This is a genomic window from Amphibiibacter pelophylacis (genome assembly GCF_037688875.1).
Taxonomy (GTDB): domain Bacteria; phylum Pseudomonadota; class Gammaproteobacteria; order Burkholderiales; family Burkholderiaceae_C; genus Amphibiibacter; species Amphibiibacter pelophylacis.
In genome coordinates this window covers 119324-142814 of record NZ_JAWDIE010000008.1, presented here as the reverse complement: position 1 = coordinate 142814, position 23491 = coordinate 119324, and the positions used below count along the sequence as shown (strand labels likewise).

Sequence of the window (23491 nt, the reverse complement as noted above, 5' to 3'; positions counted from 1 at the left end):
AAATTTCTCCAAAAAAACTTCAGCGCGGCCCAAAAAACCAGGCGAGCTGCCCTGCGGTAGACGCATCCAGCCCTGCAGCGGCATCAGCCTGACCTTCGCGCACAGCGCTGATTCGGCCCAGCAGCTGGCTGCACAGCGCCTTGCCCAGCTCCACGCCCCACTGGTCGAAACTGTTCAGGCCCCACAGGCTGCCCATGACAAAAACGCGGTGCTCGTAAAGGGCGATCAGGGCGCCCAGACGCGCCGGCGTCAGGCGGTCCAGAGCGATCAGCGTGCTGGGGCGATTGCCGCTGAAGGTGCGGTGACGCGCCAGACAGTCGGGGTCCAGCTCGCGGCTGGCGGTGGGCGCCTGCTCCTGACGCGCTTCGTCCGTGGGCTTGCCCTGCAGCAGCGCCTGCGCCTGCGCCAGGCCATTGGCCAGCAGCTTGTCGTGGGCGTCGCGGTGCGGGTGATCGGGCTCGCGGATCAGGATGAACTCGACCGGGACCACGTCTGTGCCCTGATGGATCATCTGGAAGAAGGCGTGCTGGCCGTTGGTGCCAGGCTCACCCCAGATCACCGGGGAAGTCTCGACCGCAATCGGCTGGCCGTCAAAATCAACGCTCTTGCCGTTGGATTCCATCTCCAGCTGCTGCAGATAGGCGGGCAGGCGCTGCAAGGCTTGGCTATAGGGCGCGATGGCGCGCGTGGGGCAGCCGACGAAATCGCGGTTCCACAGATCCAGCAGAGCCATCTGCACGGGCAGGCTGGTGGCCAGCGGCGCGGTGCGGAAATGCTCGTCCATGGCGTGCGCACCGGCCAGGAAATCGCGGAAGGCCGCGCTGCCAATGGCAATGGCGATGGGCAGGCCAATCGACGACCACAGCGAATAGCGCCCGCCCACCCAGTCCCAGAAACCGAAGGTGGTGGTCACGCCGAAATCAGCGGCCGCCTTCAGGTTGGTGGTGACGCCCACGAAGTGGCGGGCAATGTCGCTGCCGCCTTCGCGCAGGAACCACGCCTTGGCCAGACGCGCGTTGGCCAGCGTTTCCTGCGTGGTGAAGGTTTTGGACGCGACGATGAACAGCGTGCTCTCGGGGCGAACCTGGTCCAGCACCGCCTGCAGGTCAGCCGCATCGACGTTGGAAACGAAGTGGTAGCGGCGCCGTGCGTCGGTGTGTGGCGCCAGCGCGCGCACCACCATCTGCGGGCCCAGATCGCTGCCACCGATACCGATGTTGACGATGTCGGTGTAAGGCGAGCCCTCGGCGCGCACCTGGTCGGCGAAGGCCAGCATGCGCTCGCGCACGGCCACGACCTCGTCCAGCCCCTCGGCGTTGGCGCGGCCCGGCCAGCGCTGCGGATGGCGCAACGCCATGTGCAGCACGGCGCGGCCCTCCGTCGTGTTGATGGCCTGACCGTCGAACAGGGCATCGCGGTGGGCTTCGAGCGCGCATTCGCGCGCTAGGTCAGTGAGCGCGGCCTGGATGTCGGCGTTCCAGCGCTGCTTGGACACGTCCACGCGCAGGCCAGCGGCCTCCCAAGTGTAGCGGCTGGCGCGCTGCGGGTCGGCGGCAAAGGCCGCGCGCATGTCCAGATCACGTCCTTGCGCATCCCACAGCCGGGTCAGGGTCTGCCAGGCGGCGGCGTGGTCGCAGCGGGGGCCGGGGCGGAATGGCGCTCCGGGAAGAACAGCAGAGGTCATCAGCGCACTCCTTCGATCAGGGTATCGAGCAGTCGGGCGTCGTGGGCGAAGGCGCGGATGCCTTCGGAGAGTTTTTCCGTGGCCATGGCGTCTTCGTTCAGGGCCCAGCGGAAGGCTTTTTCGTCGAAGGAGACGGCCGCTTGCGCCGCGCCGGTTCCGGCTTTGAGCACCACCGGCGCCGCGTCCGGGCTGGCCTGCAGGCTGGCGAGCAGATCGGGGCTGATCGTCAGCAGATCGCAGCCTGACAGCGCCAGAATCTGGCCCACGTTGCGAAAGCTCGCGCCCATGATCTGGGTCGGGATGCCGTGCTGCTTGTAGTAATGGAAGATGCGGGTGACCGACTGCACGCCCGGATCAGCCAGACCGGCGTTGGCGGCTTCGTCCCACCTGGCGCCCTGGTTCTTCTTGTACCAGTCGTAAATACGGCCGACAAAGGGCGAGATCAGGCGCACGCCCGCCGCGCCGCAGGCCACAGCCTGGCAGAAGGCGAACAGCAGCGTGAGGTTGCAGCGTATGCCCTGGCGCTCCAGCACCGCTGCGGCCTGGATACCTTCCCAGGTCGAAGCGATCTTGATCAGCACGCGCTCGCGCGGCACGCCCGCCGCCTCGTACAGCGCCATGATGCGCAGCGCGCGCTGCACGGTGGCGTCGGTGTCAAAAGACAGGCGCGCATCGACTTCGGTGCTGACGCGGCCGGGCACGACCTTGAGGATCTCCAGACCAAATCGCACCAGGACGCGGTCCACGCGCTCGTCCAGCGGCAGGCTGGCGTGGGCGCGCGCGACTTCGTCCAGCAGCGGGCGGTAGTCGGGCTGCTGCACCGCCTTGAGGATGAGCGAGGGATTGGTCGTGGCGTCCTGCGGCGCAAACTGCGCCAACTGCAGGAAGTTGCCCGTGTCAGCGACGACGGTGGTGTGCTGTTTGAGGTGTTCGAGCTGGTTCATGAGAATCTGTCCTTGAAAAAGGGTTCACCGCGAAAATCGGGATCAGTGCAGCGGGGTCGCACCGCGCCACAGCGACTGCGCCGTGGCCTGAGGATCGCTGCTGGAAAGGATGTCCGGCAGGGCCTGCTCCAGCTTGCCACAGTCGGCGCGCAGGATCTGCTGTTTGATGGGCAGCAGGCGGCTGGGATGCATGGAAAACTGCCGCAGACCCATGGCCAGCAGCAGATCGGTCAGCTGCGGGTCGCCCGCGAGTTCGCCGCAGATGCTCGCCGTCTTGCCCGCGCGGTGGGTCAGCGCGATGGTGCGCTGCAGCAGATGCAGCACAGCAGGGTGCCAAGGGTCGTACAGGTCGGAGACCTGCTCGTCGGCGCGGTCCACCGCCAGGGTGTACTGGATGAGATCGTTCGTGCCTATCGAGACGAAATCGGCGTGCGGCAACAGCACGTCCAGCGCAATCGCCGCCGCCGGGACTTCCACCATGATGCCCAGCGGCACGGCCTCGTCGAAGGGGATGCCTGCGGCGCGCAGCTCGTTCTGGGCCTGGGTCAGGTACTGGCGCACCTGCAGCGCCTCGCGCACATGCATGAGCATGGGCACCAGGATGCGCAGGCGGCCGTGGGCGCTGGCCCGCAGGAGCGCGCGCAGCTGGGTGAGGAACATGGTCGGCTCGGCCAGGCTCCAGCGGATGGCGCGCAGGCCCATGGCCGGGTTCAGGCCCCGGTCGGCGCGGCTGTCGGTGCTGCCGCGCTCCAGCGGCTTGTCGGCGCCGATGTCTATGGTGCGGATGGTGACGGGGCGCTCGCCCATGGCCTCGCAGACGCTGCGGTAGGCCTGAAACTGCTCTTCCTCGCCAGGCAGGCTGCCCGCGCGCTGCATGAAGAGGAACTCGCTGCGGAACAGGCCGATGCCCGCCGCACCCGCCGCCAGCGCCGTGGCCGCGTCGCCCGGCAGCTCGATGTTGGCGTGCAGGCTGATGTCCACGCCATCCAGCGTCTGCGCCGCTGTGCCACGCAGGCGCAGCAGGCGGTCGCGGTCCAGCCGCGAATGCTGCTGGCGGTAGCGGTACTCTTCCAGCACGATGGGCGACGGGTCCACGATGACCACGCCCGCGTCGCCGTCAATGACCAGCAGATCGTCAGATCGGATCAGCGCACTGGCTTCGGTGGCGCCGACCACGGCCGGAATGTCCATGCTGCGCGCCACAATGGCGGTGTGCGAGGTCTTGCCCCCCACGTCGGTGACAAAGCCGCGAAACACGCTGCGCCGGAAGTGCATCATGTCGGCGGGGCCGATGTCGTGGGCGACCAGGATCAGCTCCTCGCCCGGCTCGGCGCCCTGCACCGCCGCCACAGGATCGACCGGGGCAGGCGCGGCGCCCGGTGGAACCTCGCGTCCGGCGCGCACGCGGCGCACCAGGCGGTCGACCACCTGCTCCAGGTCCATCTTGCGCTCGCGCAGATAGGGGTCGTCCATTTCGTCGAACTGCTGGGTCAGCACGTCCAGCTGCGAGGCCAGCGCCCATTCGGCGTTGTAATGGCGCTCGCGCACCCAGACCTTCACCGCCTCGATCAGCACCTGATCGTGCAGCAGCATCTGGTGGACTTCCAGCAGCGCGCCCAGTTCGGCCGGTGCGTCGGGGGGCAGATCGTCGCGCAAGGCGGTGATTTCGGCGGAGATTTCATCGCGCGCCACGCGCAGCCGCAGCAGCTCGCCGGGCACATCGGCTTCGGTGACGAAGGCGTGTTCGACCTCCAGACGCCCCGCGCCCAGGCGCACCGCGCGCCCGATGGCCACGCCGCGCGACACCGACAGTCCAAAAATCTGGATGCTCATGGCGCCCCTTGTTCTGTGCCTTGCGGGCTCACTGGCCTTCGCCGAACTTGTCCTCGAAGAGCTGCAGCAGGGCCGCCAGCGCTTCGGCCTCGTCCGGGCCATTGACTTCGATCTCGATCTCGGCGCCCAGCCCGGCGGCCAGCATCATCACGCCCATGATGCTTTTGGCGTTGATGCGCCGCCCGTTGCGCGACAGGAAAACCTCGCTTTTGAACGATCCGGCCAGCTTGGTCAGCTTGGCCGAGGCGCGGGCATGCAGCCCGAGTTTGTTGCTGACGGTGATGCTGGCCTGTTGCATGCTCTGTAGTTCCTGAAATCCGGATGGGTTTGATCTGGGGAAAATCGTAAGGGATGCGGCGGTGGCGAGCGAAAACGGGATCACGCTGCGGGATCAGCCGCTGCGCTCCACGGCCATGACGCCGTCGCGGGCGCCGTCCAGGGCGCGCTGGCGGACCAGCTCCAGCGTGGCGTCGGGCTTCTGCGCCGCCGAGACCGCGCGCCACAGCATGGGCACGTTCAGCCCGCTGACCAGCGCCACGCGCTCGTCGTCGACAAAGCGCCGGGCCACATTGCAGGGCGTGGCACCAAACACGTCGGCCAGGATCAGCACCTGCGGGTGACACGCGCGCTGCAACGCATCGCGGATGCGCGATTCCAGCGCATCGCAGCCCAGATCGGGCGTCACGTCCAGCACCTGCAGACAGGTGTCGCAATCGCTGTAGACGTGCGCCGCCGCCTCATGGAACGCCTGCGCCAGGGGCGCGTGCGCAATCACCAGCAGTGCAACCATAGACCTTTCCCGGCGCCAGACGTGACGCAATCGCCGAAGTATCACCCGATTTGGGCGTGGCCTGACGGCCCGGCGCGCAAATTGCCCGCCCCGTGGTGCTAGGATTGCCGCTATGAAGCTGTCCGACACGGGCCCAGACGCCCGGCCTTGCGCCCCCGAAGTTGCTGCCACCCTGCGCGACGAGGTCCTGTCCAGCCACGCCTACGCCGTCCCTCCGGCCACCGGCCTGATCAAGCTGGACGCCATGGAAAACCCCTTCCCGCTGCCCGCCGCCCTGCAGGATGCGCTGGGCCAGCGCCTGGCCCATCTGGCCGTGAACCGCTACCCCGACCCGGCCCACCAGGCCAGCCTGCGCGCCGCGCTGCGCCAGCACGAAGGTCTGGCGGATGGCCTGGATGTGATGCTGGGCAATGGCTCGGACGAGCTGATCGCGCTTCTGTCGCAGGCCGTGCGCGGCCCGGACGGCTCGCCCGGCACCGTGCTGGCGCCCGAACCGGGCTTTGTCATGTACGGCGTGTCGGCGCGCCTGAACCGCCAGAATTATGTGGGCGTGCCGCTGAAGGCTGACGACTTTGGTCTGGACGCCCCGGCCATGGTCACCGCCATCCGCGAACACCGCCCCGCGCTGGTCTATCTGGCCTACCCCAACAACCCCACCGCCAACCTGTTTGACGACGAGGCCGTCGCGCAGGTGGTCGATGCGGTGCTGGCCAACGGCCACGGTTTTGTCGTCTTTGACGAGGCCTATCAGCCTTTTGCCTCGAAATCGCAACGTGCGCGTCTGGGCCAGTCGCCGCAGATCCTGGTCATGCGCACGCTGAGCAAGTTCGGTCTGGCCGGAGTGCGCCTGGGCTATCTCATGGGCCCGACCGAAGTGATCGCGCAGCTGGACAAGGTGCGCCCGCCTTACAACATCAGCGTGCTCAATCTGGAGTGCGCGCTGTTTGCGCTGGAACACGCCAGTGAGTTCGCCCGCCAGGCGCGCCTGATCCGCGACCAGCGCGAACAGCTTTGCGGCCTGCTGGGCGCGCTGCCCGGCGTGCGCTGCTGGCCCAGCCAGGCCAACATGATCCTGCTGCGTGTGGGCGACAGCGACGCGCAGGCCACCGCCGTGCACGCCAGCCTGCGGGCACAGGGGGTGCTGGTCAAGAACATCAGCGCGGCCCACCCGCTGCTGCGCGGCTGCCTGCGCCTGACGGTGGGCAGCCCCGAAGAAAACATCGCCCTGGTGCGCAGCCTGCACCAGGCCCTGGACGACTCCCGTCAACCCGGCTGAATGCCGGCTGCAACAACCCTGACACACACTGCCATGAGCCCATCTGCCGCCGCGCCCCGCACCGGCCGCGTCGAACGCAACACCTCCGAAACCCGCATCGCTGTCGCCGTGACCCTGGACGGCAGCGGCCGCGCCAGCCTGGCCACGGGCATCGGCTTTCTGGACCACATGCTGGACCAGATCGCCCGCCACGGCATGATGGACCTCGATATCCAGGTCCAGGGTGATCTGCACATCGACGGCCACCACACCGTGGAGGACACCGGCATCGCGCTGGGTCAGGCCTTCGCGCAGGCCGTCGGCGACAAGAAAGGCCTGACGCGCTACGGCCACGCCTACGTGCCGCTGGACGAAGCGCTGTCGCGCGTGGTGGTTGATTTCTCTGGCCGCCCCGGGCTGCACTTTCACGTGCCCTTCACCGCCGGGATGATCGGCCAGCTGGACACCCAGCTGGTGTTCGAGTTCTTCCAGGGCTTTGTCAACCACGCCGGGGTGACGCTGCACATCGACAACCTCAAGGGCATCAACGCCCATCACCAGTGCGAGACGGTGTTCAAGGCCTTTGGCCGCGCACTGCGCATGGCGCTGACGCTGGATCCGGCCAGCGCAGGGGTCGTCCCTTCGACCAAAGGCTGCCTGTAATGGCCCCGCCCCGCGACCGCGTGGTCATTGTCGATTTCGGCATGGGCAACCTGCACTCGGTCCACCAGGCGCTGCGCCACGCAGGGGCCGATCTGCCGGTCGACATCAGCATCAGCCAGGACCCCGACACCGTGCGCGCCGCCGACCGCGTCGTGCTGCCCGGACAAGGCGCCATGCGCGACTGCATGCAGCACCTGCAGGACACCGGCATGGCCGACGCCGTGCGCGACATTTTCGGCCACCAGCCGCTGCTGGGCATCTGCGTGGGCCTGCAGATGCTGCTGGAGCACAGCGCCGAGCACGACTGCGCGGGCCTCGGACTGCTGCCCGGCCAGGCGCACCGCTTCGACGCCGCGCTGACCCAGGAAGACGGCAGCCGCATCACCGTGCCGCAGATGGGCTGGAATGCCGTCTGGCAGCACGATGACCACCCGCTGTGGGCCGGGATTCCCAACGGCTCGCCGTTTTATTTCCTGCACAGCTACTACGCCATGATGGCGCGCCAGGACGATATCGCGGGCGAAGCCGATTACGGCCTGCGCTACTGCTGCGCGCTGCAGCACGGCAGCGTGTTCGCGACCCAGTTTCACCCGGAAAAAAGCGCGGCGGCCGGTTTGCGGCTGCTGCGCAATTTCCTGCGCTGGCAGCCCCCTGCCAGGGCACAATGAGCCTCGTCGTGCGCCGCACGACATCTATTTCTGACCTGAATCTCCCCACCTGACCATGCTGCTCATTCCGGCCATCGACCTCAAGGACGGTCAATGCGTGCGCCTTGAACAAGGCGATATGAACGTTTCCACCACTTTTGGCATCGATCCCGGTGCCATGGCCACGCGCTGGCTGGATGCGGGCGCGCGCCGCCTGCATCTGGTGGACCTGAACGGCGCTTTTGCCGGAAAACCTGTCAACGCGGTGGCGATCAAATCCATCGTCGCGGCCGTCGGCGCGGACATCCCCGTCCAGCTGGGCGGCGGCGTGCGCGATCTGGACACCATCGAGCGCTATCTGGACGCCGGGCTGTCCTACATCATCATCGGCACGGCCGCGGTGAAAAGCCCCGGCTTCCTTCGCGACGCCTGCAGCGCTTTTCCGGGCCAGATCATCGTCGGCCTGGACGCCAAGGACGGCAAAGTCGCCACCGACGGCTGGAGCAAGCTCACGCACCACAACGTCGTGGACCTGGCCAAAAAGTTCGAAGATTACGGCGTTGAATCGGTCATCTACACCGACATCGGCCGCGACGGCATGCTCACGGGCATCAACATCGAAGCTACCGTCATGCTGGCGCAGGCGCTGACTATTCCGGTGATCGCCTCGGGCGGGCTGGCCGGCATGGCCGACATCGAGCAGCTGTGCGCCGTCGAATCCGAAGGCGTCGAAGGCGTGATCTGCGGCCGGGCGATTTACACCGGCGCGCTGGATTTCACCGCCGCCCAGGACCGCGCCGACGAACTCGGCCCGGTCGCCTGACCCATGCTGTGCAAACGCGTCATTCCCTGCCTGGACGTGACGGGCGGGCGCGTGGTCAAGGGCGTCAATTTCGTCGAACTGCGCGACGCGGGTGATCCGGTCGAAATCGCCGCGCGCTACAACGAGCAGGGCGCCGACGAGCTGACCTTCCTGGACATCACCGCCACCAGCGACGACCGCGACCTGATCCTGCACGTGATCGAAGCCGTGGCCTCGCAGGTCTTCATCCCGCTGACGGTGGGTGGCGGCGTGCGCAGCGCGGCCGACGTGCGCCGCCTGCTCAACGCCGGAGCGGACAAGACCAGCTTCAATTCGGCCGCCATCGCCAACCCGGACGTCATCGCCGACTGCGCCGACAAATATGGCTCGCAGTGCATCGTGGTCGCCATCGACGCCAAGGCCCGCACCGGCGAGGCGCTGGCGCAGCGCGGCCCGGGCTGGAATGTGTACTCGCACGGCGGGCGCCGCGATACGGGCCTGGACGTGCTGGAATGGGCCGACGCCATGACGCAGCGCGGCTGCGGCGAGCTTCTGCTGACCAGCATGGACCGCGACGGCACGCGCAGCGGTTTCGATCTCGAACTGACCCGCGCCGTCACCCAGCGCGTCAGCGTACCGGTGATCGCCTCGGGCGGCGTCGGGACGCTGGACCATCTGGCCGATGGCATCCAGCTGGGCGGCGCCAGCGCCGTCCTGGCCGCCAGTATTTTCCATTTTGGCGAGCACACCGTGGGCGAAGCCAAGGCGCTGATGGCCGGTCGCGGCATTCCCGTGCGCCTGTAAAGCCGGAATCGTGAAGCTGCCCAAGCCGCCCGCGCAGGTCCGCATCATCGGCGGGCACTGGCGGCGCAGCCTGCTGCCCGTGGCCGACCGCCCCGGGCTGCGCCCCACGCCCGACCGTCTGCGCGAAACCCTGTTCAACTGGCTGGGCGATGTCTCCGGCCTGACGCTGCTGGACGCTTTCGCAGGCAGCGGCGCGCTGGGGCTGGAAGCGGCCTCGCGCGGCGCGGCGCGCGTGACGCTGCTGGAGCGCGATCCCCTTCTCGTGCGCAGCCTGCAAACCACGCTGTCCCGCCTGACGCCGCCCCCGGGCACGCAGGTGCAGATCCAGCGCGGCGATGCGCTGGCCTGGTCGCCCTCTGCGCCGCTGGATGGCGTCTTCCTGGACCCGCCTTTCGACGCCGATATCTTCGCTCTGACCCTGCAGCGCGCCACCGCCTGGCTGGCGCCCGGCGCCTGGGTCTACCTGGAAGCCCCCGCCGAATGGACCGCCTGGCCGCCCGGGCTGGAACGCATCAAGCACGCCCGCGTGGGGCAGGTGCACGGGCAGGTGGCGGTGTGGCAGGGGTGAATCGGGACGAGCAGGGGTTCTCTCAGAACAGACCCTGAACGGCGCGCTTCTCGCGCCAGGCCTCCTGGACGAAGGGGTCGGTCACGCCATAAGTGCCATGGCCCTTGCGCATGATGAGGTTGGCGGCCAGCAGCTCGTTGACGGCCGGCTGGATTTCTTCGACGCGCACCTCGCGGCCCACGGCCTTGGAATAATCCTGCGCCGACTCGGCCGAGAAGACCTTGCGCGCATCACCTTCCGTAGCGGCAATGCGGTCGAAGACGGCAACGGCCAGACGACCAAGCTGCTCAACCTTCATCAGCTCAATGTCTGCCGCGCCCGAGCGCAGCGTGGCCGCAATCACCGGCAGAAAATCGTCCGGGTCGCCGCCCGGCGGCAGGCTGAGCATAAGCTGGCGCAGCGCTTTGAGCATCTCTTCCGGCCGGTGGCCCAGCCGGGCGAAGCACTGTGTGGCCACGGCGTGCGAGGGCAGCGGCTGCGCTCCTTCGGCCTGCAGACGCTGCAGCAGGTGGGCCACATAATCGCCGTTGAGCACGGGGTACTCGACCGACGTGGCGCCCACAAAGGCCTGGTTGCGCCGCGCCGTCAGCTCGCTGACCAGAGCCCGGTGCGATCCGGTGCCGATGAAAATGAAGTGCCCCGGCGACTGCGGACGCGGGTTGATGGCGTCGCGCGCGGCCTTGAGTGCCAGCAGCATCTGGTGACCGTCGTCCGAGGTGATGGCGTGCTGCACCTCGTCCACGATCAGGACCACGTGGGTTCTGGCCTGATCGACCACCTCGGTGAGCGCCTGCGCGATGGTCGGTCCGCCGTGGGTGCCCAGCCGCTCCAGGGTGAATCCGAACTTGATGCCCATTGCCTCGACATCCGCGCCGGTAACGCGACCCAGCTGACGCAGCAGGCGCGAGCCGGGGCTCTGCAGCTCGGCCAGAGCGCGGCGCACAGCGGCCAGCATGAGGGCGGCCGGGCTGGCCTGGCTGTCGCTCCACAGATCAACGTAAATCACCAGCGCGCCCGCTGCCTCCAGCGCCGGGATGAGATCGTTGAGCAGAAACGTCGTCTTGCCCGTTCGGCGCAGACCCGACAGGAACAGCCCTGAGCGCAACCCCTCATCGAGAACGCTGGGCTGAAGCAGTCGCTGGGCCATCTGGATGGCCAGCGCAGTGCGGGGGTAGATGCTGCTCATGACTTTGGTCTAAATTATTTCTCAGGAATAATTATAGGCCAAGAATAATTTCACCAAAAGAGCAGCGCTTGCGCCTTTCACAGCCCCCCTACTCCCGCCTACTCCCCCCGCTCCCAATCCTGCCCCGGCGTTTCGCGCAGGCAGACCAGCCCGACCAGCAGCGCCAGCGCGGCGACCAGCACCGGGTAGATCAGGCCGCTGTAGAGGTTGCCGGTGAGCGTCACCACCGAATACGCCAGCGGAGTCAGCACGCCGCCAAACCAGCCGTTGCCCAGGTGGTAAGGCAGGCTCATCGAGGTGTAGCGCACCCGCGTGGGGAAAAGTTCAGCCAGCAGCGCACCCAGCGGGGCGTAGACCAGTGCCACCAGCACGACCAGCCAGGTCAGCAGCCCCCACAGCGCCAGCCAGTGCACGCGGCCCAGATCGGCCTGGGTGGGGTAACCGGTGCTTTCCAGCGCGCGGCGCAGTTCTTCCCCCTGGGATTCGCGCACGCGCTGCGCGTCCTGCGGCGCAAGGCCGCGCGTGCCTTCGACATCGACCAGGTTGTCGCCGACGCGGATCTGCGCGTCACGCTCGGTGGGCCAGCTTTCGGTGCGGTAGCTCAGGGCGTAACTGGCCAGCAGGCGCTTGGCCTCGTCGCAGGAGCTGAACGTGGCGGGCGCACCGGTGATGTCGAACTGCGCACTGCACTGGCTGGGCAGGGCGTAGAGCACCACGCCCTGGCGGTTCTGCGCCGCCGCCAGGGCAGGGTTGGCGGCACGCACCAGGCCCTCGAAAGTGGGAATAAAGGTCAGCGCCGCCAGCGCAAAACCCAGCATCACGAAGGGCTTGCGGCCATAGCGGTCGCTAAGCGCGCCCACCCAGAAAAACAGCGGCAGCGCCGTCAGCAGCGCCAGCGCCAGCATCAGGTTGACCACAGTGCCGTCCAGGCGCACGTGCTGGGTCAGGAACACCGCCACGTAGAACTGGCCGGTGTACCAGATGACCGCCTGCCCGGCCGTCAGGCCAAAGAGCGCAACCAGCATGCGGCGCAGGTTGCTCCAGCGGCCGAGGCTGTCGCGCAGCGGGTGTTCGGTGGTGCGGCCCTGGCGGCGCAGCGCCATGAAAACGGGCGATTCGCGCAGCTTGGCGCGCACATACATGGACACCGCCAGCAACAGCAGCGAGCCCAGGAAAGGCAGGCGCCAGCCCCAGTCCTGCCAGGCCTCGGCGCCCAGCAGCGCCCGCAGCGAGACGATGCTGCACAGCGACAGCAGCAGCCCCAGCGTCGCCGTCGCCTGCACCCAGGCCGTGTAGCGCCCGCGCTGCGCGGCCGGGACATGCTCCGCCACATAGATCACCGCCCCGGCGTATTCACCGCCAATGGCCAGGCCCTGCATCAGCCGCATCAGCACCAGCATCAGCGGCGCAGCCACGCCGATGCTGGCGTAATTGGGCAGCACGCCAACCACCGCCGTAGACAGGCCCATCAGCATGATGGTGATCAAAAAGGTGTATTTGCGCCCGACCATGTCGCCGATGCGGCCAAACAGCACGGCGCCAAAGGGCCGCACCACAAAGCCCGCCGCGAAGGCCAGCAGCGCCAGCGTGTAAGCGGACGAGGCGCCCAGGCCCGAGAAAAACTGCGCCGCCAGAATCTCGGCCAGTGACCCGTACAGGTAGAAGTCGTACCACTCGACCATCGTCCCCAGCGTCGAAGCCAGCACCACCCGGCGCTGCTCGCGGCTTAAAGGGGCGGAAGACACCTCAACGTCCCGGCCTTGAGTCGGTGCAGGTCGCGCAGGCCACCGCGCGGCGCTGCGGCAGCTGCGCCACGCACTGCGCCCGCCAGGCGTTGCTGGCGCGCGACCAGGCCGCGATCTCGTCCAGGCTGCGCCAGCAGCCCAGGCAGTAGCGCCCCTGGGCGTCCAGCGCGCACACGCCCACGCAGGGTGAGGCCACCGGAGCAGCATCCAGGTCGGGAGCGTCGGCGGCGCTCATCAGGGATCAGGGGGGCGTGACCGCCGGTGAAGCCAGACCCGGCGCCGGGGTGACCGCGTCTTTGGGACCGACGCGCAGGATCTCGTCGCGCTGCGCGACGGTGATGGTCTCGAAGAGCGCCACCACCTTGGTCACACCCGGCACACCGCTGGCCAGCTCGGCGGCACGTTTGCCTTCGCCCGGCGTCAGCAGGCCCATCAGGTAAACCACGCCGCGCTCGGTCATGACCGAAATGGCGCTGACCGACAGCTCGCGCGAATTCAGGTAAAGGCTTTTGACGCGCGTGGTGATCCAGGTGTCGCTGGCACGTTCGGACAGCGCGCTGGCCCTCTGCACCGCCAGCTCGTTGACCACCCCCTGCACGGCCGGAATCGTGCGGATGGCGCGCTCAGCGGTGATTTTGTCCTCAGCGCGCGGCACCTCACCGGTGATCAGCACCTTGCGGTTGTAGCTGTTGACGTTGATGTGCGCGTTGGACGGCAGCATGCCGCGCATGAATGATCCGGCACGCAGCTCGATGCTCTTGTCGTCCAGCTGGGCGCCCGATGAGCGCCGGTCCACCGCCACCGCCACGCCGCCCGTGGCGGCTCCGGCCAGCAGCACCGGAACGCAGGCCGGCAGCAGCAGCGTGGCCGAGAGCAAAGCCGACAAAGCCACTCGGCGTGACAGCGCCCTGTCAGACCTTGGGCGACAATCAGGGGCGACAGGGCGGAACAGGCTGGGCAGTTTCATGCGCTCGGCTCACAATAATTTCTGACGGATCATTCTAGTCGACTGCCCCGCACGCCCGAAGGAGACCCCCATGCTCGCCGCGTATTTCAGCCACCCCTCCATGCGCCAGCACGAGATGGGCCCCGGCCATCCCGAATGCCCCGAACGACTGTCCGCCGTGCAGGACCGTCTGCTGGGATCGGGCCTGCTCGATTACATGCACGACGTGACCGCGCGTCCGGCCACGCGCGAGCAGATCGCCCGCGTGCACGACACGCTCTACATCGACGAGCTGTTCGCGCACAGCCCGGCCGAGGGGCGCCATAACCTCGACCCGGACACCAGCATGAACCCACACACGCTGGAAGCTGCACTGCTGGCCGCCGGGGCCGCCATCGAGGCCACCGACTGGGTCATCCAGGGCCAGACCCAACGCGCCTTCTGCAACGTGCGCCCGCCCGGCCACCACGCCGAGCGCCATCAGGCCATGGGCTTCTGCTTTTTCAACAACGTCTGCGCGGCCATGGCGCACGCGCTGGAACACCACGGGCTGGAGCGTGTGGCGCTGATCGATTTCGACGTGCACCACGGCAACGGCAGCGAGGACATCTTCGCGGGCGACGACCGGGTGCTGATGTGTTCGATCTTCCAGACCAACTTCTACCCCTGGTCGGGCGAGGTGCCCAAGGGGCCGAATATGGTCAACGTGGGCCTGCCGGAGCGCTCGCGCGGCGAGCAGTTCCGCGAGGCCGTGACCACGCGCTGGCTGCCCGCGCTGCACGCCTTCCGCCCGCAGATGCTCTTCATTTCGGCGGGGTTTGACGCCCATCTGGAAGACGACATGGGCAACCTGGGGCTGGTCGAAGCCGATTACGCCTGGGTCACCGACCGCCTGGGTGAAGTCGCCGACCAGCACGCACAGGGCCGCATCGTCTCCTGCCTGGAGGGCGGCTACGACCTGAGCTCGCTCGCCCGCAGCGCCTGCGCGCATGTGAAGAGCCTGATGGGGCTGTGATTGGCAGATGGACGTGCCAGCGCGGACGGTCATAGCGCAAACTAAACCGGCTCCGCCGCTCTGTTAATCCTTGCAGCGGGCGACGTCTGCCCGTCTAATGCGGGTATTCCCTTAGATCACCATGGACACGCCATGCAGCACGGTCTCACGCCCGCCTTTTCACCGCGCTCGGTCATCATCATCCAGCCCCGCGAAGCGTCCAGCAGCGTCGCCGCCGACTGGGGCGAGCAGATGCTGCAGCGCCTGCAGTCCGAGGGCTACGCCGGACGGGTTGATCGGGTCAGCCGCGACCAGTCGGGCACGCTGCACGACCTGATGCGCTCCAACGCCGATCTGGCCATCCTGCCGCCCGACCTGGACGACCTGCCCCAGACGCTGGAGCTGGCGGCGCGCATCGGCTGTAAATCGGCGCTGTCGCTGTGCACCCACATCGACGCCGAGCAGAGCCGCCAGCTGCGCCACCTGGCCCGCCGCCTGGGCGTGACGCTGCTGGGGCCGCAGGGTCTGGGGCTGCAGCGCCCGTGGATCAAGCTCAACGCCAGCCGCATGGGCGATCTGGCCCCGGCGGGCAGCATCGCGCTGGTGGCGCAGTCGGGCGCCATGACCTCGTCCATCCTGGACTGGGCGCGCCACAACCAGGTCGGCTTTTCGGCGCTGGTGCACATCGGTCACCACAGCGTCACCGGCATCGCGCCGGTGCTGGATTTCCTGGCCACCGACCCGCGCACGCAGAGCATCGTCCTGCACCTGGAGGGCGTGCACAACGCCCGCGCCTTCGCCAGCGCCCTGCGCGCGGCCGCGCACAGCAAGCCGGTGATCGTGCTGAAATCCGGCCGCTCGATGGAAGGGCGCACGGTGTCGCGCCAGCAGCGCGGCGTCGATCTGGGCGAGGATCAGGTTTTCGACGCGGTGCTGCGCCGCGCCGGGGCGGTGCGCGTGCACTCCTTCATCCAGCTCTTTTCGGCGGCGAAATGCCTGGCCTCGCGCTTTCGGCCCAACACGCGCAACCTGGCCGTCATCGCCAATGGCCTGGGGCCCGCGCTGCTGGCCGCCGACCACGCCGACGACCAGAGCCTGCCCATGGCGCACCTTGAAGAAGCCAGCCGCGAACGCCTGCGCGCGCTGGTGCCACCGCACCTGCACGACGCGCTGCAGGACGGCCTGGTGCTGCTGCCCGACGACGTCAGCCCCGAACAGCTCGGCACCGCGCTGGAGGTCGCCAACAGCGACAGCCAGACCGGCGGCATCCTGGTGCTGATGGCGCCACACCCGGTGGGCGATCCGCTGGGCTGGGCGCAAACCACCGCGCAGCTCGCCCCCCGCTTTGGCAAGCCGGTCATCACCTGCTGGATGGGCGACGCAAGCGTCATCGAAGCGCGACGCGTGCTGGTGGACGCCGGGCTGCCCGCCTTCCGCACGCCAGAAGCCGCTGTGGACGCCTTTGGCAACATCGCCACCTTTTTTGACAACCAGCAGCTGCTGCAGCAGACGCCGCCGCCTCTGGCCGGGGCGCGCACACCCGATCTGGATGGCGCCCGCCTGCTGCTGGAAGGCATCCTGGCCGACCGGCGCACCGTGCTGTCGGAGGTCGAATCCAAGGCGCTGCTGTCGGCCTTTCACATTCCGGTCACTTCCACGCACGCCGTGCGCAGCGCAACCGAAGCGATCCTGGTCGCCAACCAGCTGGGCTACCCGGTGGCGCTGAAGGTCGATTCGCCCGACATCGCGCACAAATCGGCGGTCAACGGCGTCTATCTGGGACTGGCCAACGGCACCGACGTGCGCGACAGCTGGGAGCGCCTGATGCGCCGCGTGCGCCGCGCCGCGCCCGAAGCGCGGCTTCTGGGCGCCACGGTGCAGCGCATGTCGGACAAGCCGCGCGGCCGCGAGCTGTGCATCCGCGTGGTCAGCAAGCCGCCGTTTGGCCCGGTCATCACCCTGGGCGCAGGCGGCGCGGTGGCCGAACTGCTGGGCCCGCGCGCCAGTGAGCTGCCGCCGCTCAACCAGTTCCTGGCGCAGCAGCTGATCGGGCGCGCGCGCCTGGACGCGCTGCTGGGCGACTGGCAGGGCGCTCCGCCGGTGGACCGCGAAGCCATCGAGCGCATCCTGCTGCGCGTGTCGGAAATGGTCTGCGAACTGCCCCAGCTCAGCAGCCTGGAGATCAACCCGCTGATCGTGGACGAGCACGGCGCCGTCGCCGTCGATGCGCGGCTGGAGCTGCACCAGCAGTACGAACCGCTGCAGCCCTATCAGCACCTGACCATCCTGCCCTACCCGGCCGCGCACGACCAGGAGTGGCCTTTGAAGTCGGGCGATCTCTACCGCGTGCGCCCGATCCGGCCCGACGATGCCGACCGCCTGCAGGCCCTGGTGCGCGGCCTCTCGCCCGAGAGCCGCTACATGCGCTACGTCTCGCACATGACCGAGCTGCCGCCCAGGATGCTGGCCCGATTCACCCTGATCGATTACGACCGCGAGATGGCGCTGGTCGCCGTGCACACGCCGCGCGCCGAAGGCAGCGGCGAGCCGGGCGAAGAGGCCATCATGGGCGTGTCGCGCTACATCATCCAGCCCGACAACCGCTCCTGCGAGTTCTCGCTGGTGGTGGCGCAGAGCGCCCAGGGCAACGGCGTGGGCTCGCGCCTGATGCTCTCGCTGATGGAGCACGCGCGCGGCAAAGGCCTGGCCACCATGGAAGGGCTGGTGCTGGCGCGCAACACCACCATGCTCAAGCTGATGCGCACGCTGGGCTTTTCCATCGGCCCCTACGATGAAGACCCCGATTTCCGCCTGGTCGTCAAACCGCTGCAGGCGGCGCAGCACTGATTTCTGCGGATTTCCGCCAGGGGCCGCCCAGACGCAAAAAAGCCCGCAGCGTTTCCACTGCGGGCTTTTTGCAGGGTTTGCAAGGGCGGAAGAATTACTTCTTCTTCTTGCCCTTGGCGGCTGCGGCCTCGGCGGCGGCGGCCGCTGCGGCGGCTTTTTCGGCCAGCTCTTCAGCAGACAGCTCGCGCTCGGGCTCAACCACGGACGCGATAGGGATCACCGACTGGCCGTGACGCACCACGCGCACGCCACGCGGCAGCACGATGTTGCGGGCGTGGAAGACATCGCCCTTCTTGGCCTTGGACAGATCCACGTCGATGTGCTCGGGCAGGCGGGCGGCCTGGCACTCGATTTCGATTTCGTTGATCGCGTGGTTGATGATGCAGCCTTCCAGCTTGACGGCCGGCGACTCTTCCGCGTTGATGAAGTGCAGAGGCACTTTCTTGCGGAGCCGCGTCGTGTTGTTCACGCGCTGGAAATCGAAGTGCAGCACCTGCTGCTTCCACGGGTGATTGTGGAAGTCGCGCAGCACGACCTTCTGCTCTTCGCCGTCGATGCTCAGCTCGATGATGGAAGCGTGGAAGAGTTCTTTCTTCAGGGCGAAGAAGATTTCGTTGTGGTCGGCTTCGACCATGATGGGCTCGCCGGCGCCGTAAACGATGCCGGGCACCTTGCCGCTGCCACGCAGGCGGCGGCTCGCTCCGGTCCCCTGCAGTTGGCGCTTGGTAACGCTGAATTTCATGTTTTCACTCCAGAAAGTGCCCGCGACCAGGCACGAAAAGCGGCGCCGCAGAATGACGGCGCCGCGACGATGCGGCTCAGAAGTTGTTGTTCTGCTCCGCAAAGAGGGACGTCACCGAATCGCCGTCGGTAATGCGGCGGATGGTTTCGGCGAACAGATACGCGACCGACAGCTGGCGCACCTTGGCGCAGCCCAGGCCCAGCTCGGTCAGTGGAATGGTGTTGGTGACGACAACCTCGTCGAGCAGGCTGGAGGCGATGCGCTCCAGCGCCGGGCCCGACAGGATGGCGTGCGTGCAATAGGCGTAGACGTGCTGGGCGCCGCGCTCCTTGAGCACCTCGGCGGCTTTGACCAGCGTGCCGGCCGTATCCACCATGTCGTCCATGATGACGCAGTTGCGCCCGTCGATCTCGCCGATGATGTTCATCACTTCGGAGACATTGGCCGCCGGGCGGCGCTTGTCGATGATGGCCAGATCGCAGCCCAGCTGCTTGGCCAGCGCACGCGCGCGCACCACGCCGCCCACATCGGGGCTGACCACGACCAGGTTGCTGTGATCGCGGTGCTTCAGATCGGACAGCAGCACCGGGCTTGCGTAAATGTTGTCGACGGGAATATCAAAAAAGCCCTGGATCTGGTCGGCGTGCAGATCCATGGTCAGCACGCGATCCACGCCCACGGTTTCCAGCAGGTTGGCGACCATTTTGGCGCTGATGGCCACGCGGGTGGAACGCGGACGGCGATCCTGGCGCGCATAGCCAAAATAAGGGATGACGGCGGTGATGCGGCTGGCGCTGGCGCGCTTGAGCGCGTCGATCATCACCAGCAGCTCCATCAGGTTCTCGTTGGTGGGCGCGCAGGTGGGCTGCACCACGAAAACGTCGCGGGCTCGCACGTTCTGCTGGATTTCGACGGCGACTTCGCCATCCGAGAAACGGCCGACCTGGGCGCGGCCCAGTTCGAGCTCCAGGTGATTGGCGATCTGCAAAGCCAGCGCCGGGTTGGCATTTCCGGTGAAAAGCACGGTATTGGGGCGCATGCTGTGGGCTCCGTCGCGATCGGGGCGGCTGGGACTGGACAGGCAAAAAAAAAGGGCTTACGCCCGATGATTTGCCCAGCGTGCTCTGCGTGAGGCCAAGGGCCACACGCTGATGCCGCAAAAAGTGGCAGAGGAGGAAGGATTCGAACCTTCGCATGCCGGAATCAAAATCCGGTGCCTTAACCAGCTTGGCGACTCCCCTGTGGCTGGAAAGCGCGAATTGTAGCACGCGCCAAAGGGATTGCAAGCACAATCCTTCACGTGGGGGATGTCCTCGACATCGCCACAAGCTGTGCGGACAATTCCGTCATGAATGAGGCGCCTGCATCACGCGAGGACATCAGGGCCTTTGCCGAAGCCGCCCGGGGTGTACCCGACCGGCTCGTCATGCTGAACCTGGGACCCGTGACCCACACCGGCCTCATCTTGCTGAAAACCGGGTTTGACCTGCTCGGTTTTCATCGCATCCTGGACAACTACGGTGTCCGCCACACCCCGAAACAGCACGGCTCGCCATCCAGTGAGACGCTGCGCAAGAAAAAAGGCCCATGGGGGCCTTGAAGATACCCGCGACGAGTGCATGCTGCCTTGCGGCCCCTTCTCTCAACGTCCTGAACGATTTCGCGGGAGTGCCATGAGCATCGCACAGGACGCAGGATGCTGTCAAACCAGTTTGGCACCGTAGGGCGAACACATTGCGCACACCCGCAGCAGCCAACCCGCGTCCTGCCACGGCGCGGGCAGCTCAGGCGCCGGGTGGGCGGGCGGCAAAACGGCAAACACCGTGCTGCCTGATCCGGACATGCGCGGACGCAGGCCCTGGGCCTGCAGCCAGTCCAGCGCCTGCTGCACCTGGGGCTCCAGCGCGACGGCCGGTCCCTGCAGGTCGTTGTGACCAAACAGGTCGCAGAGGTCGGCGGCCGCATCGTGGGCCAGAACCGCCTCGCAGCTCACGGGCGGGGTGCGGCAGCTGGCGGGCAGCGCGCGAAAAACCTGTGGCGTGGACAGGCCCTGCGGCGGCTTGAGCAACACAAAGCGGCGGGGCTGAATCGTCACCGGACGCAGGCGCTCGCCCACGCCTTCCACCCAGGCCGGCTGGCCCTGCAGGAAAAAGGGCACGTCGGCGCCCAGAGTCAGACCCAGCGCCGCCAGACGCTCGGGCGGCCAGTCCAGGCCCCAGAGACGGTTCAGCGTGCGCAGCACCGCCGCCGCGTCCGAGCTGCCGCCGCCCAGGCCTGCGCCGCTGGGCAGCGCCTTGTCCACCCAGATGTCGGCGCCAAAAGCGCTGCCGCTGGCCTGCTGAAAAGCGCGTGCGGCGCGCAGGCACAGATCGTCGTCAGGCAATGCGGGGCCCAGATCGTGGCGGCGCAGCAGGCCGTCGTCGCGGCGGCGCAGGTGCAGGGTGTCGCACCAGTCCAGCGGCACGAAGAGCGACTGCAGCAGGTGATACCCGTCGTCACGGCGGCCCGTCACGTGCAGGAAGAGATTGATTTTGGCGGGCGCCTGAACGCCCGTGCAGGCGTTCGGGTCGCTGGCCAGCGCGGCCAGATCCGCACCAGCAACCGGCAGCGCTGCACTCACGGCGCGGCGTCCAGCTTGATGCGCATCTGCACGCCCGGGGTGGCCCCGCCAGGGCTGTTCCCCGCAGCGCGACTGGCCTGCAGCAGGCGCTGCGCCGCGAACTGGCTGGCATCAACGCGCCAGCCCAGCTGGCTGAAAACCCGCGGCGGGCTGGCCTGACCGGCTTCAGCCTGCCACGGGCCCAGCGGGCTGGGGCGGCCCTGCAGCCAGTCGAACAGTGCGGCCAGCGGCAGGGATTCGCCCAGCGCTTCGCGGGTGAGATCGTCCAGGCTGGCGTAATCGCGCACACCGTCGCCGCGCACCAGGCGCGCGCTGCCCGGCGCCCAGCGGATGAAGAGCGCCGTGGTGCCCAGAGCGCCATCCAGCGTCAGTGTGCCCGCGCTGGCCGAACCGGTCAGGCGAAATCCGGTGATCAGATTCTGCGGTGGACCGCCCTGAACATCGTCGACCGTCAGCGACAGGCGGCCGCTGGCGGCGGGCACCGCGGCCAGCGCACTGCCCGGCGCCTGCGGCGTGGCGCAGGCCGCGAGGCCCAGCACCACGGGCGCCAGCAGCGCGGCCAGCAGATGGCGGCGGATCACAGCGAGGCCCCCAGGCGCTTGAGAACTTCGCGGATCATCTCGCTGTCTGGTGTCAGCGCCAGCGCTTCGGCCCAGACGGTACGGGCCTCGTCGCGCTGACCGCTGCGCCACAGCACCTCGCCCAGGTGCGCAGCGATCTCGGCATCGCGGCTGAGCAGCCAGGCGGCGCGCAGGTTTTTCAGCGCATCATCCACGCGGCCCTGGCGGAAATCGACCCAGCCCATGCTGTCCATGATGTAGGGATCGTCGGGCTGCGCCTGCAGCGCGGCGGTGATCAGGCGGCGGGCCTCGTCCAGGCGCACACCGCGGTCGGCCCAGCCGTAGCCCAGCGCATTCTGGCTGCCGGTGTGGCGCGGATCGAGCTTCAGCGCCTCCTGCAGCAGCACGTCCATTTCGGCCGTGCGCTTGAGGCGGTCCAGCACCATGGCCTTCTGATAGAGCAGTTCGGCGCTGCGATCCTTCGCCAGCGCAGCATCCAGCACCTGCAGCGCCAGCGTCCAGCGTTTCTGGTCGGTGAGCACCTGCAGCTCGCGCAGCACGGTGATGTCCACACCGCTGTCAGTGGGCGGCGCAGCGTCGTCTTTCAGCGAAGCGATCAGCGCACGCGCCTGCGGCCACTGGCCCTGCTGCAGCAGGATGGACGCGCGGCGCAGACCGCCCTGCACGTACAGCGCGGGAATGTTGATGCTGTCCAGCGTCTTGAGCGCCTGCGGCAGCTGGCCCTGACCCTGCTGGATCTCGGCCAGCAGCAGGCGGCCGCGCGCGGCGTCCTCGGGGCTCAGGGCGTCTTTCCAGCCCACGCTGTCATCCAGATAACGGCGCACGGCGCTTTCGCCCTGCGCCCACTGGCGCGCCGTCAGCGCGGTGGCGGCCAGCGCCAGCCAGACCGGCCGGCTGCCCGCCTGACCGGGGGGCTGGGCCTGCGCGGCCTGCTGCAGCTGCTCCAGCGCGGCCGGATAGCGCTTCTGGCGGGCCAGCACGCTGGCGTAGGCCTGGCGCAGGGCGCTGGCCGACGGCACCAGATCATCCTGTCCGGGCGTGGCCAGCACCTCGCGCACCAGCGGCTCGGCGTCGGGGGTGGCGAACATCATGCCCAGCGCCGCAATGGCGGGCAGGCGGCTGGCGGGCCAGGCGCGGTGGATGGCCTGCACGGCCGGCAGCCCGCTGCTGGGCGGATCAGACGCCAGCTGGATCACCGCCAGTTCGGACGCGACACGAATCTGCGTGGCCATGTCCCGCGCCAGGCTGGGCGCTTTGGGCAGGGGCGCGCGATAGGGCTTGAGCACGCGCTCAAGCTCCTGCTGCGCCTGCGCGCGGTCGCGGACCACGGCCAGCAGGCGCGGCAGGGCCTGAATCAGCTCGACGCGGTCGCCGTCCTGCGTGGCGGCCAGCCAGTCGCGCAGCGGCGCGTCCACGGCCGAGAGCTGGCCGGTCAGCAGGCTGAACTGCACGTCGCGCTGCATGGCCTCGATGCTGGCGGGCATCACCGTGCGCCACGCACGCAGCGCCTGGCGGGAGCGTTCGCGCGAGCCGCTTTGCAGCGCCAGCTCCAGCGCGCGGCGGAACAGATCCGGATCGGCGCTGCGCTGCGCGGCCTGCAGCATGCTGTCAAAGCCCTGGCCGGGCTGGCCCAGGCTGTTCTCCATTTCGGCGACCAGGCCGTCGTAGACCTCGTTGGCCAGCTGGGCGCGCGAGGGGCTGGCGGGCGCTTTGGGCGCCGCCACCGCCAGATGGGTCGTCAAGGCCAGCAGGGCGGCCGCAGCCAGGGGCCAGACGCGGTGGCGCAACGGGGCAGCAGCAGGGCCAGAGCCCGGGCAGATCGGCATCAGGAACTCCTTCA

Annotated in this window: 23 protein-coding genes and 1 tRNA gene; 9 read left to right on the top strand and 15 right to left on the bottom strand. The window is 68.1% G+C overall.

Going from position 1 to position 23491, the window contains the following annotated elements; all coding sequences use genetic code 11:
* Positions 1 to 19: 19 nt before the first annotated feature.
* From pgi to RV045_RS07060, 5 genes are all read right to left on the bottom strand, one after another.
* Positions 20 to 1684, bottom strand: coding sequence for a glucose-6-phosphate isomerase (gene pgi / locus RV045_RS07080; RefSeq protein ID WP_423235071.1), 1665 nt, complete (start codon positions 1682 to 1684; stop codon positions 20 to 22).
* Positions 1684 to 2628 (bottom strand): transaldolase, encoded by a 945-nt coding sequence (tal, locus tag RV045_RS07075; RefSeq protein ID WP_423235070.1) that lies wholly within the window; start codon positions 2626 to 2628, stop codon positions 1684 to 1686. Before tal ends, pgi begins: the two co-directional genes overlap by 1 nt.
* A gap of 42 nt (positions 2629 to 2670) precedes the next feature.
* Positions 2671 to 4461, bottom strand: a complete 1791-nt coding sequence (gene ptsP / locus RV045_RS07070; RefSeq protein WP_423235069.1) for a phosphoenolpyruvate--protein phosphotransferase — start codon at positions 4459 to 4461, stop codon at positions 2671 to 2673.
* 28 nt (positions 4462 to 4489) lie between these two features.
* Positions 4490 to 4759: an HPr family phosphocarrier protein gene (locus RV045_RS07065; protein WP_423235068.1), complete on the bottom strand. Its 270-nt coding sequence runs from the start codon at positions 4757 to 4759 to the stop codon at positions 4490 to 4492.
* A gap of 93 nt (positions 4760 to 4852) precedes the next feature.
* Positions 4853 to 5251, bottom strand: a complete 399-nt coding sequence (locus RV045_RS07060) for a PTS sugar transporter subunit IIA (RefSeq protein ID WP_423235067.1) — start codon at positions 5249 to 5251, stop codon at positions 4853 to 4855.
* Between the two features lie 112 nt (positions 5252 to 5363).
* Between RV045_RS07060 and RV045_RS07055 the strand changes: the two genes are divergently transcribed.
* From RV045_RS07055 to rsmD, 6 genes are read left to right on the top strand one after another with little or no spacing between them, the layout of a single operon-like run.
* A complete protein-coding gene (locus RV045_RS07055; RefSeq protein ID WP_423235066.1) occupies positions 5364 to 6527 on the top strand; it encodes a pyridoxal phosphate-dependent aminotransferase in 1164 nt (387 codons plus the stop codon).
* A 33-nt stretch (positions 6528 to 6560) separates the two neighbouring features.
* Positions 6561 to 7169 carry an imidazoleglycerol-phosphate dehydratase HisB gene (gene hisB, locus RV045_RS07050; RefSeq protein ID WP_423235065.1) on the top strand — a complete coding sequence of 203 codons (609 nt, stop codon included), beginning with the start codon at positions 6561 to 6563 and terminating at the stop codon, positions 7167 to 7169.
* Positions 7169 to 7837 (top strand): imidazole glycerol phosphate synthase subunit HisH, encoded by a 669-nt coding sequence (hisH, locus tag RV045_RS07045; RefSeq protein ID WP_423235064.1) that lies wholly within the window; start codon positions 7169 to 7171, stop codon positions 7835 to 7837. The genes hisB and hisH overlap by 1 nt, the downstream gene beginning before the upstream one ends.
* Positions 7838 to 7892: 55 nt before the next feature.
* Positions 7893 to 8639 carry a 1-(5-phosphoribosyl)-5-[(5-phosphoribosylamino)methylideneamino]imidazole-4-carboxamide isomerase gene (hisA, locus tag RV045_RS07040; protein WP_423235063.1) on the top strand — a complete coding sequence of 249 codons (747 nt, stop codon included), beginning with the start codon at positions 7893 to 7895 and terminating at the stop codon, positions 8637 to 8639.
* Between the two features lie 3 nt (positions 8640 to 8642).
* Positions 8643 to 9422, top strand: a complete 780-nt coding sequence (gene hisF, locus RV045_RS07035) for an imidazole glycerol phosphate synthase subunit HisF (RefSeq protein WP_423235062.1) — start codon at positions 8643 to 8645, stop codon at positions 9420 to 9422.
* Positions 9423 to 9432: 10 nt separating this feature from the next.
* On the top strand, positions 9433 to 9990 hold the full coding sequence (rsmD, locus tag RV045_RS07030; protein WP_423235061.1) for a 16S rRNA (guanine(966)-N(2))-methyltransferase RsmD: 558 nt from the start codon (positions 9433 to 9435) through the stop codon (positions 9988 to 9990).
* A 22-nt stretch (positions 9991 to 10012) separates the two neighbouring features.
* On the opposite strand, the gene RV045_RS07025 is transcribed toward rsmD, so the two are convergent.
* The 4 genes from RV045_RS07025 to RV045_RS07010 form a co-directional block, all read right to left on the bottom strand.
* Complete coding sequence (locus RV045_RS07025; RefSeq protein ID WP_423235060.1) at positions 10013 to 11176, bottom strand: ATP-binding protein; 1164 nt, start codon at positions 11174 to 11176, stop codon at positions 10013 to 10015.
* Between the two features lie 98 nt (positions 11177 to 11274).
* A complete protein-coding gene (locus RV045_RS07020; protein ID WP_423235059.1) occupies positions 11275 to 12921 on the bottom strand; it encodes an MFS transporter in 1647 nt (548 codons plus the stop codon).
* A gap of 1 nt (position 12922) precedes the next feature.
* On the bottom strand, positions 12923 to 13156 hold the full coding sequence (locus tag RV045_RS07015) for a DUF1289 domain-containing protein (RefSeq protein WP_423235058.1): 234 nt from the start codon (positions 13154 to 13156) through the stop codon (positions 12923 to 12925).
* 6 nt (positions 13157 to 13162) lie between these two features.
* Entirely contained in the window at positions 13163 to 13807 is a 645-nt protein-coding gene (locus RV045_RS07010) for a BON domain-containing protein (RefSeq protein WP_423235057.1), read from the bottom strand.
* Positions 13808 to 13958: 151 nt separating this feature from the next.
* On the opposite strand from RV045_RS07010, the gene RV045_RS07005 reads away from it, so the two are divergent.
* Both RV045_RS07005 and RV045_RS07000 read left to right on the top strand, forming a co-directional pair.
* Positions 13959 to 14882 (top strand): histone deacetylase family protein, encoded by a 924-nt coding sequence (locus tag RV045_RS07005; RefSeq protein ID WP_423235056.1) that lies wholly within the window; start codon positions 13959 to 13961, stop codon positions 14880 to 14882.
* Between the two features lie 132 nt (positions 14883 to 15014).
* A complete protein-coding gene (locus RV045_RS07000) occupies positions 15015 to 17708 on the top strand; it encodes a bifunctional acetate--CoA ligase family protein/GNAT family N-acetyltransferase (RefSeq protein WP_423235055.1) in 2694 nt (897 codons plus the stop codon).
* A gap of 94 nt (positions 17709 to 17802) precedes the next feature.
* On the opposite strand, the gene RV045_RS06995 is transcribed toward RV045_RS07000, so the two are convergent.
* From RV045_RS06995 to RV045_RS06985, 3 genes are all read right to left on the bottom strand, one after another.
* Entirely contained in the window at positions 17803 to 18450 is a 648-nt protein-coding gene (locus RV045_RS06995; RefSeq protein ID WP_423235054.1) for a 50S ribosomal protein L25/general stress protein Ctc, read from the bottom strand.
* Positions 18451 to 18526: 76 nt separating this feature from the next.
* Positions 18527 to 19489 (bottom strand): ribose-phosphate pyrophosphokinase, encoded by a 963-nt coding sequence (locus RV045_RS06990; RefSeq protein ID WP_423235053.1) that lies wholly within the window; start codon positions 19487 to 19489, stop codon positions 18527 to 18529.
* A 125-nt stretch (positions 19490 to 19614) separates the two neighbouring features.
* Positions 19615 to 19691 (bottom strand) — tRNA-Gln (locus RV045_RS06985).
* 107 nt (positions 19692 to 19798) lie between these two features.
* Here RV045_RS06985 and RV045_RS06980 point away from each other — a divergent pair.
* Positions 19799 to 20050: a hypothetical protein gene (locus RV045_RS06980; protein ID WP_423235052.1), complete on the top strand. Its 252-nt coding sequence runs from the start codon at positions 19799 to 19801 to the stop codon at positions 20048 to 20050.
* 102 nt (positions 20051 to 20152) lie between these two features.
* On the opposite strand, the gene RV045_RS06975 is transcribed toward RV045_RS06980, so the two are convergent.
* The 3 genes from RV045_RS06975 to RV045_RS06965 are packed head-to-tail and all read right to left on the bottom strand — an operon-like array spanning position 20153 to position 23477.
* Positions 20153 to 21028, bottom strand: coding sequence for a 4-(cytidine 5'-diphospho)-2-C-methyl-D-erythritol kinase (locus RV045_RS06975; protein ID WP_423235082.1), 876 nt, complete (start codon positions 21026 to 21028; stop codon positions 20153 to 20155).
* Between the two features lie 38 nt (positions 21029 to 21066).
* Complete coding sequence (locus RV045_RS06970) at positions 21067 to 21651, bottom strand: lipoprotein insertase outer membrane protein LolB (RefSeq protein WP_423235051.1); 585 nt, start codon at positions 21649 to 21651, stop codon at positions 21067 to 21069.
* The gene (locus tag RV045_RS06965) at positions 21648 to 23477 is read right to left on the bottom strand and encodes a tetratricopeptide repeat protein (protein WP_423235050.1); all 1830 of its coding nucleotides are present in this window, start codon (positions 23475 to 23477) and stop codon (positions 21648 to 21650) included. The genes RV045_RS06970 and RV045_RS06965 overlap by 4 nt, the downstream gene beginning before the upstream one ends.
* Positions 23478 to 23491: the final 14 nt, after the last annotated feature.

What these genes read in the sequence shown, in the direction of transcription:
- pgi (WP_423235071.1), bottom strand. Translation starts at nt 1,684, where the DNA reads ATGACCTCTGCTGTTCTTCCCGGAGCGCCATTCCGCCCCGGCCCCCGC.
- tal (WP_423235070.1), bottom strand. Translation starts at nt 2,628, where the DNA reads ATGAACCAGCTCGAACACCTCAAACAGCACACCACCGTCGTCGCTGAC.
- ptsP (WP_423235069.1), bottom strand. Translation starts at nt 4,461, where the DNA reads ATGAGCATCCAGATTTTTGGACTGTCGGTGTCGCGCGGCGTGGCCATC.
- RV045_RS07065 (WP_423235068.1), bottom strand. Translation starts at nt 4,759, where the DNA reads ATGCAACAGGCCAGCATCACCGTCAGCAACAAACTCGGGCTGCATGCC.
- RV045_RS07060 (WP_423235067.1), bottom strand. Translation starts at nt 5,251, where the DNA reads ATGGTTGCACTGCTGGTGATTGCGCACGCGCCCCTGGCGCAGGCGTTC.
- RV045_RS07055 (WP_423235066.1), top strand. Translation starts at nt 5,364, where the DNA reads ATGAAGCTGTCCGACACGGGCCCAGACGCCCGGCCTTGCGCCCCCGAA.
- hisB (WP_423235065.1), top strand. Translation starts at nt 6,561, where the DNA reads ATGAGCCCATCTGCCGCCGCGCCCCGCACCGGCCGCGTCGAACGCAAC.
- hisH (WP_423235064.1), top strand. Translation starts at nt 7,169, where the DNA reads ATGGCCCCGCCCCGCGACCGCGTGGTCATTGTCGATTTCGGCATGGGC.
- hisA (WP_423235063.1), top strand. Translation starts at nt 7,893, where the DNA reads ATGCTGCTCATTCCGGCCATCGACCTCAAGGACGGTCAATGCGTGCGC.
- hisF (WP_423235062.1), top strand. Translation starts at nt 8,643, where the DNA reads ATGCTGTGCAAACGCGTCATTCCCTGCCTGGACGTGACGGGCGGGCGC.
- RV045_RS07025 (WP_423235060.1), bottom strand. Translation starts at nt 11,176, where the DNA reads ATGAGCAGCATCTACCCCCGCACTGCGCTGGCCATCCAGATGGCCCAG.
- RV045_RS07015 (WP_423235058.1), bottom strand. Translation starts at nt 13,156, where the DNA reads ATGAGCGCCGCCGACGCTCCCGACCTGGATGCTGCTCCGGTGGCCTCA.
- RV045_RS07005 (WP_423235056.1), top strand. Translation starts at nt 13,959, where the DNA reads ATGCTCGCCGCGTATTTCAGCCACCCCTCCATGCGCCAGCACGAGATG.
- RV045_RS07000 (WP_423235055.1), top strand. Translation starts at nt 15,015, where the DNA reads ATGCAGCACGGTCTCACGCCCGCCTTTTCACCGCGCTCGGTCATCATC.
- RV045_RS06995 (WP_423235054.1), bottom strand. Translation starts at nt 18,450, where the DNA reads ATGAAATTCAGCGTTACCAAGCGCCAACTGCAGGGGACCGGAGCGAGC.
- RV045_RS06990 (WP_423235053.1), bottom strand. Translation starts at nt 19,489, where the DNA reads ATGCGCCCCAATACCGTGCTTTTCACCGGAAATGCCAACCCGGCGCTG.
- RV045_RS06980 (WP_423235052.1), top strand. Translation starts at nt 19,799, where the DNA reads ATGAATGAGGCGCCTGCATCACGCGAGGACATCAGGGCCTTTGCCGAA.
- RV045_RS06965 (WP_423235050.1), bottom strand. Translation starts at nt 23,477, where the DNA reads ATGCCGATCTGCCCGGGCTCTGGCCCTGCTGCTGCCCCGTTGCGCCAC.